Source organism: Butyrivibrio sp. NC3005, from assembly GCF_000424545.1.
In the GTDB taxonomy this organism is placed as follows: Bacteria; Bacillota; Clostridia; order Lachnospirales; family Lachnospiraceae; genus Butyrivibrio.
Genome location: NZ_AUKC01000047.1, coordinates 1 through 14,566, shown reverse-complemented (window position 1 = coordinate 14,566; position 14,566 = coordinate 1). Strand labels below are relative to the sequence as shown.

Sequence of the window (14,566 nt, the reverse complement as noted above, 5' to 3'; positions counted from 1 at the left end):
TATCTATATAACATTATCATCCAAAATATAGTCAACTTTTGCTCACAAAAGCCACATATGCTAATTTTTCTCAATATTCTTATCATACCACATATTTTAAAATAGTTTTATTTTATTAATGAAATTTGAGAATCTATAGTATATAATTAATTGTGGCAGACGTTTTTGAAAGCATTCAAAAACATTTTTTCGTTACATTGATATTATCTAATGGAAAGGAGTCAGACTATGAAGTGGATTTGTCAGGTTTGTGGATATGTTTATGAAGGAGATGAGGCACCGGAAAAGTGTCCTGTTTGTAACGCTCCCGCATCAAAGTTTACAGCTCAATCAGGTGATTTGGAATGGGCTGCAGAACATGTTGTTGGCGTTGCCAAAGGTGCTCCAGATGATATTATGGAAGATCTTCGTTCAAATTTCACTGCTGAGTGTTCAGAAGTTGGAATGTATCTTGCTATGAGTAGGCAGGCTTATAGGGAAGGTTATCCTGAAGTTGGTGACTATTATGCTAAAGCTGCGTTCGAAGAAGCTGAACATGCCGCGAAATTTGCAGAACTCCTTGGAGAAGTTCTCACTGATTCTACCAAGAAGAATCTTGAAATGAGAGTTGAAGCAGAAAACGGTGCAACTGCTGGAAAAGTTGATCTTGCTAAGCGCGCTAAGGCTTTAGATTTGGATGCTATACATGATACCGTTCATGAAATGGCAAGAGACGAAGCAAGACACGGCAAGGCATTCAAGGGACTCCTTGATAGATATTTTAAATAAAATGCCCTTATATTATATGGTTACATATTAACTCTAATGGAGTACAGAGAGCCTTCTGTACTCCATTTTTTCTTATAATCAAATACAGCTATTTCTCATTTTTTTGGGGGGATTTTACGCTTTATTGTGTTGTTTATTTACATCGAATCCAGAATACATAAGTGAATTTCCCTTATCAAACTACTTAAAAATACTAGACAGAAATACCTTTTTCAGATGCCATAAGTCATTTATTGTAAATATAGGAATGATAGATAAAATCTGTGACAATGATATAATACTTATAAATGGAAACAAAGTATCTGTATCAAGAAGACTTCGTAAATCTCTTTTGAAGATATATGAGATTTATGGTTTACAAATATAAAAAGTGAGAATTACAAATGAATAAAACAATTTATTATTACGGACTTGAAAACGTAAATGCTCCACTAATTATCTTAAATACTTTTGATGGTGATGGAAAAACAATAGTCGAAAACATGAAAAAAATCACCAGCAAAAAGTTTACAATGGCAGTAATAAGCGGTGTGAACTGGAATGATGAATTATCTCCATGGCCCTTTCAGGAAGTTTTTAAAAATGGCGGGGTGTTTACAGGCGGTGCTGATAAATACATTAAGGAGTTTACAACCAATCTTTATCCGCAAATACTGAAAAACTTATCAGCTGCACCTGCCTTTGTCGCAATTGCCGGTTATTCTCTTGCAGGACTTTTCGCGCTATATTCAACTTTCAAAACAGATATTTTTTCCAAAGTAATTAGCGTCTCTTCATCATTTTGGTTTCCTGGATTCTTAGATTTTGTCAAAAATAATAGCATCAATCCAAGTGTGGATACGATATATTTTTCTTTGGGCGCAAAAGAGTCCAAAACAAGAAACCAAATCATGAAAAACGTTATGGATAATACTAAAGAAATATATAATATCGTTCAAACAAATGGCATAAAAACTATATTTGAAATTAACGAGGGAAATCACTTTACAAATCCAGATTTAAGAATTGCAAAGGGTATTGCATATTGTCTGGAAAACTAGTTTTTTGCAAAATAATCTTATTGTTTCTCTAAACTTATGACTTCTTGCTGAGATTTAGGATAATCATCAGCAAAAATCCTGCTTTGCAGGACAAAATTTGTCTTGACGACAAATTTTGGTCTGGTACGGTTATTGATTTTCCTGATGAAAACAATAACCTATAAAATATCACGTCTTAATTAATCTGCCATTGCATTATAATAGATATGATTAAAGCAAAAAAATCTAAATAGAACGGAGGGTAAAATGTCTGACAGACCAATATCTAGGAAAAAGAACATCACAGGAAGTGGCAGCACCTTTAAAAGAGGAAGTGGTCTTGGAACAGGAAAAGTAGGTAATGGGAATTCCAGAATACCTAATAGTTCTAACGGCTCAGATAATGAAAGAAGCTCTGGAGGAGGTTTTAGCAAGCTTATAATAGCTTTACTTTGTCTTCTTCTTGGAGGCGGCGGTGGAATAGGAGCTCTTCTTGGCGGTAATTCCGGGCAAAATACTCCCACCAATACGCCTTCATCTACAATCAGTACCATAGGTTCTATGGCATCACTTCTTCTTGGAAGCGGTTTTAGTAGTATTAGCGATAGCCAAAATGCTTCCTGGAGCAGCCAATCAAACACAAAAGTATTAAATACTTCCATTGCACCTGGCAGCAGAGCTAAATACACTACAATCAAGGGAAATGGTGACGATACAGTAACTATTATGGTCTACATGTGCGGTACTGATCTTGAATCAAGAGCTTCTATGGCATCAAAGGACATACAGGAAATGTTAAATGCCATAATAAGCGACAAGATTAATCTCTTAATATACACAGGCGGCTGTAAAGAATGGAAAAATACTGTAGTAAGCAACAAGACCAACCAGATTTATCAAGTCAAAAATGGAAAATTATCTCTTTTAAAAGATAATATCGGAAATCTTCCGATGACCGACCCTCAAACTCTTTCTTCTTTTATCAAATACTGCGGTCAGAATTTCAAAGCTGATAGATATGACCTTATCCTCTGGGATCATGGCGGCGGTTCTGTATCTGGCTACGGCTATGATGAAAAGCACAAAGAATCCGGTTCGATGGGTCTTGCAGGAATCAATAAAGCATTAACTGAAGGCGGACTAAAATACGATTTCATAGGTTTTGATGCATGTCTTATGGCTACAGTTGAGAACGCTTTAATGCTCAATTCTCATAGTGATTATCTTATTGCATCAGAAGAAACAGAACCAGGTATCGGATGGTATTATACTAACTGGCTAAATAAATTGTCACAAAATACGTCTACGTCAACACTGGAAATAGGCAAGGCTATAATTGATGATTTTGTAAGCGAATGTAATCAAAAATGTCATGGTCAAAAAACAACTCTTTCTTTGATTGATCTAGCACAGCTTTCGACAACTGTTCCTGAAGATTTGAAGAATTTTTCAACTTCAACGAGTAGTTTAATTGAGAAAAATGATTATAAATCAGTATCAAATGCTAGAGCTGGAACAAGAGAATTTGCTTCTTCTAAAATCGATCAGATAGACCTTATCGATTTTGCCATTAAAATGAATAATGAAGAAGGAAAGAAACTAGCTAATTCTCTTAAAGATTCAATAAAATACAATAATACTGCACCTAGCATGACCAACTCCTATGGCTTATCTATTTATTTTCCATATAGGCAGACTGGTAAGGTTGACAATATAGTAGATACCTATGACAAGATAGGTATGGATGAAAGCTATAGTAAATGCATTCAGAAATTTGCTTCATTGGAAACCTACGGTCAGGCTGCTGCAAATGGCAATAATACTCCACTTGGAATGCTGCTTGGTAATAGCGGTAGTAGTACAAATATGGATCCTCAGGCAGTTGCACAGATACTTAATTCATTTTTAAAAGGCTCTTCCTCTATGAAATATATGTCTAATGGAGTAGACCTTCAAACTGCTGCGGAGTATATTTCAAAGAATCGTTTTGATGGAAATGATTTTACATGGAAAGTTAACGAGGAAGGCCGAAATGTTATCGCGCTGTCTGAAAGTCAGTGGTCCAATATACAATCCATTGAATTGTCAACCTTTGTAGATGATGGACAAGGATATATTGATTTAGGTCTGGATAACACATTTGAATGGGATAAAAATGGAAATCTTCTTGCACCAACAGATAACAGTGCTCTTTCTATTGATGGACAAATTGTATCTTACTATCACATAGATACGACAGGAAGTAAAGATGATTATACTATAACCGGAAGAGTACCTGTTATGCTCAATAATAAACGCTGTGACCTTATTCTGATATTCGACTCTGCACACGAAGACGGATATATCGCTGGGGCAGTATTTAATTACAAGGATAATGAAACAGATACAATAGCAAAGAATCTCTATACTCTGGAAAAAGGTGATAAGATAGATTTTCTGTGTGATTACTATTCCTATGATGGCAGCTATAACGATAGTTATTACCTCGGAAACCAAATGACAGTAAAAGAGAATATGAGTGATATAAAAATTTCCAATTTAATAATTGAAGATAAAAAAGTAATTTCTTCATTTATGTTAAAAGATATCTACGGAAACAAATACTACACTCCAAAAGCTGAGTAAACTATAAGACTTCTTGTCATTTTCGCAAGGAAAATAACAAGAAGTCTTATTTTTGAAGAAGTCATCATCAATCCAGATGAGACATCATATATTCTACAAGTTTTGCACAGTCATTTGCTGCTTTTTTCTCAAATGTTGGATAATCCATTTCAGCACTTCCGTCTGCTTTGTCAGAGATTGCTCTAACTACAACAAAAGGAAGGTGATTAAGCCATGCAGCCTGCGCAATTCCTGCGCCTTCCATTTCTGTGCAGAGTGCATTAAACTCAAGAAGACGATCCTTTGGTACATCTCCGCCAATAAACTGATCCCCGCTGATTACACGTCCTTCGAATACGTTAACATCAGGATTTGCAGCTTTAATAGCTTCTACAGCCTTTTCTCTAAGCCACTTATCAGCTTCAAAGAATCTTGTTCCAAGAGAAGGAATTTCTCCCATAGGATATCCGAAAATACGAGCATCTACGTCATGATAGCACGCATCTGTTGATACAACAATGTCTCCAATGTTAATCTTTGCATCCATAGAACCAGCGATACCTGTGTTAAGTACATGAGTAATCTTGAATTCATCTACAAGAACCTGTACGCAGAGAGCAGCATTTACCTTTGCAATTCCGCTTCTTACAACAACAACATCTGTATCCCCTATTTTTCCTTCATAGAATGTCATTGAAGCCTTTTCAAATGTACGGGAGATTTCCATATCATTTTTTAAAATTTCAACTTCAACTTCCATTGCTCCGATAATACCGATTTTATAAGCCATTTTTTATTCCTTTCTTAAAAAAATTATTCTGGATAAACCAAATGCTCATCTGTGATATTGTAAAGAGTTTTATCGAGATATCTCTTGGCAAGATAATGTGCCATGCCTAGATTCTGATCAAGATAATTTCCACAATCTCTAGCTGTTGCTCCAGGAATTTCACCTTCAAAATCACGAATAAATTCATACATACGAGTAACAAGAGGTGCTACCTCTTTGCTGGTCAAATCACCTGCAAGAACCATGTAGAAACCAGTACGACATCCCATAGGTCCAAAATAAATTGTACGATCCTTAAAATCTGGATCATTTCTAAGGAAAGTTGCACCTAAATGTTCAATTGTATGCATCTCAGCGTTATTCATAACAGGTTCTTTATTAGGAGCGGTCATTCTCAAATCAAAAGTAGTAATTACTTCAGCTCCAACCTTATCTTTTCTAGAAACATAAACCCCTGGTTCAAGTGCCAAATGGTTTATTGTAAAACTAGCAATCTTTTCCATAATTATTTCCTTCCTTTGGTATTTTATATAGACAAAAAATCTTTTCTTAACCACAAAATGTTTAATGTTCATGAAATATTATAAACAGATTTTCCCTGTTACACAAGAAAGTGTATAATAGTATTAATTCTAATACTTTCCTCAAACAATAATTAGCGACTTCTAGCTAAGTAGCCAAAACATATAGGTGATACATGCGCATATTAAAAAATGAACTGTATGATAAGTTTAAATGTCTTGCCGGAAATTGTCCCGAAACATGCTGCTATGGGTGGCGTGTGCTTGTCGATGATGACACCAAATCAAAATATGAAAAAAAGAAGGGTTTCAGCGGATTTTTGCTAAAAAGAAATCTTGGCGGTCCTAACAAGAACTTTTTCAACTATGATTGTGGCAGCTGTTTTTTTCATAATTTCAGAGGATTGTGCTCACTTCAAAATAAGATGGGAGAGGAGTACATGCCTCTAATATGCAGAAACTTCCCTCGAGAAATCAGGAATTACGGGTATTTTGCCACGATGAATATGGATTTATCTTGTATTGCGGTTTCTAAAATGCTCTTAGAAAATCCATCCAGACCAGACACTATCGTTCTAAATGGCGAATGTACCAAGAAAAGACATGGTTCAAATGATGATCCACAGTTTGCAGAAATAATAAACAAGTCTTTGATTGAATTAATTGAACTTATTAAAATCCCAGTAGATCAAATGGGCGATATAACTATAATAAATTGCATATTATCATCTATTTTTCATTATTGTAATTCAGCTCAAAAAATTGTACTAGATAGAAAAGACATGATGCTTCTTAATGACAAGAATATGCCATTATCATTCTTTGAAAAAGAAAGAAATGATAACCTGGAGCAAATCAAGTGTTTTCCACTTCCTATAACCTGTCTTAACAAACTGATTAACACCGATTTTGAATTTGAAGACACGAGAAGATTCTCTAATTTCAAAAAAGTCATAGATCATTATCACCATATTTTCGACTCTAAAACTGAAGAAAAAGGTGAAATAATATGGAAAAACATGATAATTTCACTATTTAGAAAAGACCACTATCTTTCAGAGGTGTTATTACGCTATTTACACTATGATTTCCAGCAGTGTTTTTCAGAATTATATGAGAATTATAGTTTTACTCACTTTTCTGTAAACGCAATTCTTCATTTAAATATGTTGGCATTATTGATGGTAATTTGGGCAGATAGAAAAGAGCTTAGATTAGATGATTGTGCATATCTTATTTCGTCATACGAAAGAGGCTGCTGCCACAATCCAGCACTCCAAAAAAAGATGTATAAAATCGTATGCGATTATCTTCCTTTATAAAGAAAAGCGTTCAAAACATGCTGATATGCTGCATTTTTGAACGCTTTTTCGTTAATTATTTAATTTCTATGATTCACAAAGCACGGCGAGTCATCAAATTGTAACTTAACCAAACATTCTCAATGCACAAAAGAAGAATTTTAGAGATATCAAAATGTATCTCAAAAAGATGGAGGTATAGATTTTTTATTATAAATTTTTCATACCGAGTGAAAACAATAAACTACAAATAAAGCATAAACGTACCTGGCATTGTACAAAAATTGTAAAAAATTTACATAAAATATTGACTATAACTTCTTATCAATGCTATAATTGTTGAGTGCATTAACGCGTTACAGCAACATTGTGAAAATGAAAGCGGAATGAATATCACCATTACATCAAATGGAATGAATATTTCCCAAGATGTACTTGACGCAATAGTAAGATTTGATAATGTAGTGCCTGTTTTTTCGCTTCAGAGTATGAGCGAACTAAATCAAAAGCTGATGGGAGGGGATTATCATAGAACAATTGAAACTATAGAATATTTAATAGAGAAAGAAAAGAAAGTTAGAATCAATAGTGTTTATACTAATCAGTCGCTCGAGGATTTTTATGGAATAATTGACTATTGCATTCAGCATAAAGTTGACCGATATTCTATCGGTTTATATATGGATACCAATAAATCAAATAAGAATGTAAAAAAACATTCTTTCAATGAGGCAAGAAAATTGGACGAACAGTTAAAACAATATGTGTCTAGCAGACATTCAGAGAGTGATTTTATGGTGTCACTAGAAGGATGTATGCTTTATACAGGGTATCCAGAATACGAGCATGATATTCGAAGTATAACTCAATACGAAAAGATATACTATGGATGCCGAGCAGGACGCACAAAATTAGAGATATATGCTAATGGAGATGTTTTTCCTTGTATATGTTTTGAAAACTCTATACACCCTGTTTCCAATATTACACGTAATAGTTTAGAAGAAATATGGAAAAATGACGAATATATGAAAATTTTACGAGAAGGATTGCCAATGAATATTGAATGCAAAAAATGCGGCTATAGTATTATATGTAATGGTGGATGTCCAGCTGTTAGACAACAGATACATCATTCTTTTAAATGTGAAGAAAAAGATCCAAGATGTGTGTTGCACTCCGAGGCAGTCAAATGAAAAAAAACAAGATGGTATTTTTCATATATAGTGTGTTAAAAAAGTCACTTCCTATTTGGTTCGTTTTTTTGCTTTTTTTACTTAGTAAAGGATTAAATTACACAGAAGCTGTTTTGCTAGATTCTTTTTCGGCATTTACCGCGATTGTTTTTGAAATTCCCTCAGGTATTCTCGCTGATAAAATGAGCAGGAAGAAACTGATTGTTTTAGGCGAAATTGCAATAATATCTAATTATATTTTTTTGTTATGTTCGCATTCCTATTTGTGTTTTGTTTTTGGAGCATTAATCAGCGGGATAGGTCAGGCTTGCTTATCAGGAACTGGGGAGGCAATGATATATGACGAAATAAATGATGAAACCGCGTATAAAAGTTATATGGGCCAAATCAATAAATATGGTTATTTTGTTATAGCAGGCATTACGTTGAGTTCAAGTTGGCTTTTTGAGTTAAATTCAAATTTGCCTATGATTATTTCTATATTATTTGAGATAATATCCGTGTTAGTTTTAGGATTTTTCTATGAAGAAAAACGCGAGAATAGAGTCAACGAATTTAAAGGACTAAAAGAAGAGTTTTCAGCCCAGATTACAATTATAAAGAAATATACTACAAACAGTAGGATTTTATTTATTACTGGCTTGAGCCTTATAATGTTGGAGGTAATATCAAACCTTAATTATACGACACAAGCCTATTTACCGTCAATTGGGCTAGACGTGCGTTATTTAGGATTGGTTTTAGTGTTTTTTAATATCATCTCGGCTTTTGGAGCCAAAGTTACTGAGAAAATCAAGTTAAATGAAGTAATCTGGATTTTGATCTATATTATGTTGTTGCTAATGGTTTCTTTACCATATATGGGGATTGTACTAGTGGCACTATGCGTTTCTAGATATATAAACGGATTTATTTGGACGATAATTAGTGCTGAAACAAATAAACAGATTGAATCTACAGAGAGAGCAACGGCACTATCCTTTGTCAATTTGATTACAGATTTGTTACCGATGTTGATTGATCCATTGATAGCTATGTCATATGACAAATATGGATTTCCGATTACCTATCGAATATTGGCATTTTCCTTATTGATAATTGTTCTGATTACATCATATACAAGGAATAAAAAAAAATAAATAACAATCATATTATTCCTAAATTAACTCCCCATCACCTAACTGTAATATGCTTGTAACTGCCCAATTGTAATGAAATTAACAATTGATCCTTAGTTCAAAAAAACGCTTGATTATATACGCAAACTGGTCCAAGGCGAAGCCTTTTCAAATGACCAGTTTGCGTAGTTTTTGAAACGCAGTGACAAAAATCTATAGTTTATTAAAAAATCACAGCTAACTTATTACTATATCAATTAGCCTGCTTCAATAATTCCATCTTCATATTGTAGTATGCAGGGCTCATATCCAGATAGTGCTTATGAGGATTTTCAAAACGCTGCTCCTCATCCCATATATTCTCAGCAAACTGTCGATTTACTCTTTCTCTTATTGTTTGAAGATCTTCGTCTTCAATAAGTGCTTTTCCATTCTTAATAACCTGTTTCTGAAGTTTAACTGCAGTGCAGTTTTCAAATTTACGGTTTTTCCATGGCTGCTCTGCATCAATGTATGTATATCCGCCTTCTGCTTCCATATTTACGTCTTCGCCCTTTATAGCTATAAGATCTGCAACTGCATGACCAGAGCTGCTATAGATACGGTATACTTCCTTAAGTCCCGGATTAGTAATCTTTTCTACTGTCTCAGATACTTTAATCTTAGGAATTACAGTTCCATCTTTCTCTATAACTGCACCAAGCTTATATACAGCTCCAAATACAGGTTCAGACTTAGCTGTAATTAAACGCTCACCAACACCAAATGCATTTACCTGTCCGCCCTGATCCAGAATAGAAGTAATAGTATACTCATCAAGACTATTACTAATAATTATTTTAGCATCTGCAAATCCTGCATCATCGAGCATTTTTCTTGCCTTCTTCGTAAGGTATGCAAGGTCACCCGAATCAATTCTTATTCCATAGCTCTTTGATTTGACACCATTTTCTTTCATTTCATTGAAAACTTTAATTGCATTCGGAAGACCTGATTTGAGCACATTGTATGTATCCACTAAAAGGATGCAGTTATCTGGATAGCTTTTTGCAAATTTTCTAAAAGCCTCAAGTTCAGACTTATAGAACATTACAAAGCTATGAGCCATAGTACCTCCAATAGGAATATCGAAGTACTGACCGGCAGAAACAGTAGCAGTACAATTAACTCCTCCGATATATGCAGCCCTAGCTCCATATATAGCTGCATCATTATTGTGAGCTCGTCTTGCACCAAAATCAGATACTCCACGTCCCTTCGCTGCACGAACAATCCTTCTTGCCTTTGTTGCAATAAGTGACTGATGATTTATCTGAGCAAGAAGTTCTGTCTCTACAAGCTGTGCCTCAATAATAGGTGCAACAACAGTAATAACAGGCTCATTAGGATACATTACCATTCCCTCTTCGAAAGCAAAGATATCACCTGTAAATTTGAAATTTCTAAGATACTCTAGGAAATTCTTTGTAAAATGCCCTGTACTCTCAAGGTACTCAACATCTTCATCTGAAAAATGCATATTTAAAATGTAATCTTTAACCTGCTGAAGTCCTGCGAAAATAGCAAATCCACCGCCATCAGGATTTTTTCTGTAAAATACATCAAATGCAACTCGTGTTTCATTATCGATATCCGGATCATTAAAGTAGGCATTTGCCATTGTTAGCTCATATTCATCCATCATCATTGTTAAATTTCTTGCTTCGTTTTGTTTCATAACAAACTCCCTTCTATATGAGAATAGATTATTTCAAATTGTTTTCACCTGGCAACATTTCATTGTTGCAATCGCAGCGTTATGGTTGTCTTTAGATGTTCCTGCACAGCAGTTTTCTTTTACTGATACAGGAAGTTCAGTTCTAAATGCCTTTATTAAAAGGGCATTAGATACTACACAAATATCTGTACAAACTCCTATAAGTTCAACACTTTCTATTTCGTTGTGAGCTTCTATAAATTCTCCAAGTTCTTTGCTTCCAAATGTTGGCTTTTCTATTATAATCGCATCATCAGTCAAATCTGCAAGCTCAGGAATAATCTTATGCCCATCTGTACCTTTTACACAATGAACAACCGGAAGATTACTGCCTTCCTGAGTATTCATATAATTCTCCCCGTGTGTATCTTTAGTGAATATCAGCATATCACCATTTTCTTTGGCTTTAAGAATTTCTTCTCTGACGTTACCTACGATAGCCTTGGCATCCTCACTTCCAAGTGCTCCTGTTACGAAATCGTTCTGCATATCTACAACCACTAAAGCTTTCATACATTCCTCCTTTTATCACTTATCGCTTATACTGTACTTATTGACTGGTTTTCCATGATTTGACTTTTCCTGTCCTGTTTTCACTAGTCTGTTCTGATATCTAGCCTTAAAATCTCTTGCAAAATTCGGCTTAGAATACTCTTTTCCGCTGATTGCCTTATATATCCAAAGTATTTCATTCATGGAAAAATTCTTTTTATCCAAAAGAAAATCTATTGCTATATCTGTATAATCTAGCTTTCCTTCAAGTCTTTTTATAGCTGTTTTTAAAATTTCATAATGGTCAAAAGCAAGATCTGATTTAGACAGCCTAATATTATAATCAAGCGAATCGAGAATATATACATCATCGTTTGCTCGCCTTATTTCGAATATTCTGCTGTCAGATGCATCATCTCCATATGCATACTGCAGTTTATTATAAGGAACTATTGCTATATACGAGATACTGATAACTCTCATTCTAGGATCTCTATGAACAGAAGAGAAGGTATAGAGCTGTTCCAAATGTACTCCGGTTACTTTGGTTTCCTCTTCAAGTTCTCTTTTGGCTGCTGTATCTGCATCTTCGTCCATATTTATAAATCCGCCCGGTATAGCCCATGCATCTTTGAATGGATGTCTTCCCCTTTTTATAAGAAGCACACAAAGCTTATCTTTTATCACTGTAAAAACCATGATATCAACTGTAACAGATGGCTTCTCATATTTGGAACTATCGTACTGCTTTATAAATTCTGATTCAGTAAGTGCATTTTCCTTTTCGATTTGTTCTTTACTTGATTCCAGATTCATACCATCCTCTTTTCTCTTAATAATCATCTTGACTATTATTACTATACTCTCATTTTTTAGTTTTGTAAATAGTCAATTTGAACTTTATTTGTTTTTTGTACAAATTCTTAAAATATGGTAAAATTAATGTTTGTAGATTTTGAATAGAAAGTGGTAATTAATTATGGAAATAACATATAACACACAAGGAACCTGTTCTAAACAGATTCATTTTAATCTTGAAAACGGAATCATTAAATCCGTTGAGTTTGTCGGTGGATGCAATGGAAACCTTCAGGGTATTTCCCGTCTTGTCGAGGGGATGGAAGCTGACAAGGCTATTGAACGTTTATCAGGCATCAAGTGCGGATTCAAGCAGACTTCATGCCCTGACCAGCTTGCCAGGGCTCTTAAAAAGGCAATAGAAGAGCAGGCCTGAGCAATCATAAATATTATACGACAAATAATAGAATCGAGGATTTAGTTTTGGGAAAAAAGATAGTATTAACTGGAGGTGGAACAGCAGGACACGTTACTGCCAACATTGCACTTCTTCCATATTTAAAAGAAAAAGGTTACGAAATAATATATATTGGTTCCTATGATGGAATAGAAAAGCGTCTTATTTCTGATTATGATGTTAAATACTATGGTGTTGCAACCGGAAAATTCCGTAGATATTTTGACCCGAAAAATTTCTCAGATCCATTTAGGGTACTTAAAGGTTTCAAAGAAGCACGCAAGATTTTAAAAGAAGAAAAGCCTGATGTTCTTTTTTCAAAAGGAGGCTTTGTAAGTGTGCCAGTTGTCAATGCTGCTGCAAGACTTGGCATTCCTTGCATTCTTCATGAGTCTGATTTAACTCCTGGTCTTGCAAATAAGCTTTGCGTACATGCTGCAGAAAAAATTTGCTGCAACTTCCCAGAGACTGTAAACCATCTTCCAGCAAGGAAAGCTGTTCTTACCGGAACACCTATTAGAGACGAACTTCTTTTGGGAAATGCTATGGCAGGCAAGAAATTCTGTGGTTTTGAAGATAACAAACCTGTTCTTATGGTAATTGGAGGAAGTCTAGGAGCACAGTCTGTAAATGAAGTTGTAAGAAATGCACTTCCACAGATTCTTCCTTACTTCAACGTTATTCACATCTGTGGAAAAGAAAAAGTTGATAATCTAAGACTTGATGTACCAGGATACAAACAATTCGAATATGTTAAGGCTGAACTCAAGGATTTGTTTGCTTTATCTGATATTGTTCTTTCCAGAGCTGGAGCGAACTCTATCTGCGAGCTTTTGGCACTTCACAAGCCTAATATTTTGGTTCCTTTATCTGCAAAGGTCAGCAGAGGAGATCAGATTCTTAACGCCAAGTCTTTTGAACAGCAGGGCTTTTCTATGGTTGTTCAGAGTGAAGACTTTGATGAAACTGTTCTTGTAAAGAAGATTCACGAACTATATGAATCCCGTGACAGATTTGCAGCTAAAATGTCTGGTTCAAATCAGAGAAATGCTGCAAAAACCATCGTTAAACTTATCGAAGAGGCGACTAAATGAAATTAGATGAGATTACAAAACAAAGTAATCAGGCAGTAAAAGAGCTATTGGATGTTGCTAGATTACACAAGAATTCTATATTTGTTATAGGTTGTTCTTCTAGTGAAATCTTGGGAAGTCAGATAGGTACTGCTACTAATCTGGATTCTGCAGGTGCTGTTTATGACGGCATCATACCTGTTCTTAGAGAGCACGGCATTTTCGCTGCTGCCCAGTGCTGTGAGCATTTAAACAGAGCACTGGTAGTAGAGAAGAGTGCAATGGATTATTATGGCTTTGAACAGGTTAATGCGATTCCTCAACCAAATCATGCTGGCGGCGCATTTGCCACAGTTTGCTATGAAAGATTTGACGAACCTGTTTTGGTAGAGAGTATTAACCAGAAGGCTGATGCAGGTATTGATATTGGCGGTACTATGATAGGAATGCATATGCATGGAGTTGTAGTTCCTGTCAGAATATCTCTTAGAAAGATTGGAGAAGCTCCTATTATCTGTGCAAGACACAGACCTAAATATGTCGGCGGACAAAGAGCTATTTACGACGAGAACCTTTTATAAATCTCAGCAAGAAGTCATAGGTTATTGTTTTCATCAGGAAAATCAATAACCGTACCAGACCAAAATTTGTCGTTAAGAGAAATTTTGTCCTG

At 34.9% G+C, this 14,566-nt stretch carries 15 protein-coding genes; 10 read left to right on the top strand and 5 right to left on the bottom strand.

What is annotated here, in order from left to right:
* The first annotated feature begins 228 nt into the window (after nt 1-228).
* From G634_RS0112265 to G634_RS0112255, 4 genes are all read left to right on the top strand, one after another.
* On the top strand, nt 229-768 hold the full coding sequence (locus tag G634_RS0112265) for an NADH peroxidase (RefSeq protein WP_026505531.1): 540 nt from the start codon (nt 229-231) through the stop codon (nt 766-768).
* A gap of 103 nt (nt 769-871) precedes the next feature.
* Nucleotides 872-1,135, top strand: coding sequence for a LytR/AlgR family response regulator transcription factor (locus tag G634_RS22160; RefSeq protein WP_442855645.1), 264 nt, complete (start codon nt 872-874; stop codon nt 1,133-1,135).
* A gap of 16 nt (nt 1,136-1,151) precedes the next feature.
* The gene (locus tag G634_RS0112260) at nt 1,152-1,808 is read left to right on the top strand and encodes an alpha/beta hydrolase (RefSeq protein WP_026505530.1); all 657 of its coding nucleotides are present in this window, start codon (nt 1,152-1,154) and stop codon (nt 1,806-1,808) included.
* 246 nt (nt 1,809-2,054) lie between these two features.
* Nucleotides 2,055-4,412, top strand: coding sequence for a clostripain-related cysteine peptidase (locus tag G634_RS0112255; protein ID WP_026505529.1), 2,358 nt, complete (start codon nt 2,055-2,057; stop codon nt 4,410-4,412).
* 67 nt (nt 4,413-4,479) lie between these two features.
* On the opposite strand, the gene G634_RS0112250 is transcribed toward G634_RS0112255, so the two are convergent.
* Nucleotides 4,480-5,181, bottom strand: coding sequence for a 5'-methylthioadenosine/adenosylhomocysteine nucleosidase (locus G634_RS0112250; protein ID WP_026505528.1), 702 nt, complete (start codon nt 5,179-5,181; stop codon nt 4,480-4,482).
* Nucleotides 5,182-5,204: 23 nt separating this feature from the next.
* A complete protein-coding gene (locus tag G634_RS0112245) occupies nt 5,205-5,684 on the bottom strand; it encodes an S-ribosylhomocysteine lyase (protein WP_026505527.1) in 480 nt (159 codons plus the stop codon).
* A gap of 194 nt (nt 5,685-5,878) precedes the next feature.
* Here G634_RS0112245 and fliB point away from each other — a divergent pair, with 194 nt between their 5' ends.
* The 3 genes from fliB (at nt 5,879) to G634_RS0112230 (ending at nt 9,338) form a co-directional block, all read left to right on the top strand.
* A complete protein-coding gene (gene fliB, locus G634_RS0112240) occupies nt 5,879-7,024 on the top strand; it encodes a flagellin lysine-N-methylase (protein ID WP_026505526.1) in 1,146 nt (381 codons plus the stop codon).
* A gap of 365 nt (nt 7,025-7,389) precedes the next feature.
* On the top strand, nt 7,390-8,199 hold the full coding sequence (locus tag G634_RS0112235; RefSeq protein WP_026505525.1) for a radical SAM/SPASM domain-containing protein: 810 nt from the start codon (nt 7,390-7,392) through the stop codon (nt 8,197-8,199).
* Complete coding sequence (locus G634_RS0112230) at nt 8,196-9,338, top strand: MFS transporter (RefSeq protein WP_026505524.1); 1,143 nt, start codon at nt 8,196-8,198, stop codon at nt 9,336-9,338. The genes G634_RS0112235 and G634_RS0112230 overlap by 4 nt, the downstream gene beginning before the upstream one ends.
* Before the next feature lie 232 nt (nt 9,339-9,570).
* Here G634_RS0112230 and G634_RS0112225 read toward each other — a convergent pair whose 3' ends face one another.
* From G634_RS0112225 to G634_RS19100, 3 genes are read right to left on the bottom strand one after another with little or no spacing between them, the layout of a single operon-like run.
* On the bottom strand, nt 9,571-11,034 hold the full coding sequence (locus tag G634_RS0112225) for a nicotinate phosphoribosyltransferase (protein WP_026505523.1): 1,464 nt from the start codon (nt 11,032-11,034) through the stop codon (nt 9,571-9,573).
* A 33-nt stretch (nt 11,035-11,067) separates the two neighbouring features.
* Complete coding sequence (locus G634_RS0112220) at nt 11,068-11,586, bottom strand: cysteine hydrolase family protein (RefSeq protein WP_026505522.1); 519 nt, start codon at nt 11,584-11,586, stop codon at nt 11,068-11,070.
* Between the two features lie 15 nt (nt 11,587-11,601).
* Entirely contained in the window at nt 11,602-12,381 is a 780-nt protein-coding gene (locus tag G634_RS19100) for an NUDIX domain-containing protein (protein ID WP_051233936.1), read from the bottom strand.
* A gap of 169 nt (nt 12,382-12,550) precedes the next feature.
* Here G634_RS19100 and G634_RS0112210 point away from each other — a divergent pair, with 169 nt between their 5' ends.
* From G634_RS0112210 to G634_RS0112200, 3 genes are read left to right on the top strand one after another with little or no spacing between them, the layout of a single operon-like run.
* A complete protein-coding gene (locus G634_RS0112210; protein ID WP_026505521.1) occupies nt 12,551-12,799 on the top strand; it encodes a TIGR03905 family TSCPD domain-containing protein in 249 nt (82 codons plus the stop codon).
* A gap of 47 nt (nt 12,800-12,846) precedes the next feature.
* Nucleotides 12,847-13,914 carry an undecaprenyldiphospho-muramoylpentapeptide beta-N-acetylglucosaminyltransferase gene (locus G634_RS0112205; protein ID WP_026505520.1) on the top strand — a complete coding sequence of 356 codons (1,068 nt, stop codon included), beginning with the start codon at nt 12,847-12,849 and terminating at the stop codon, nt 13,912-13,914.
* Nucleotides 13,911-14,474 (top strand): TIGR01440 family protein, encoded by a 564-nt coding sequence (locus G634_RS0112200; RefSeq protein ID WP_026505519.1) that lies wholly within the window; start codon nt 13,911-13,913, stop codon nt 14,472-14,474. Before G634_RS0112205 ends, G634_RS0112200 begins: the two co-directional genes overlap by 4 nt.
* The last annotated feature ends 92 nt before the right edge of the window (nt 14,475-14,566 follow it).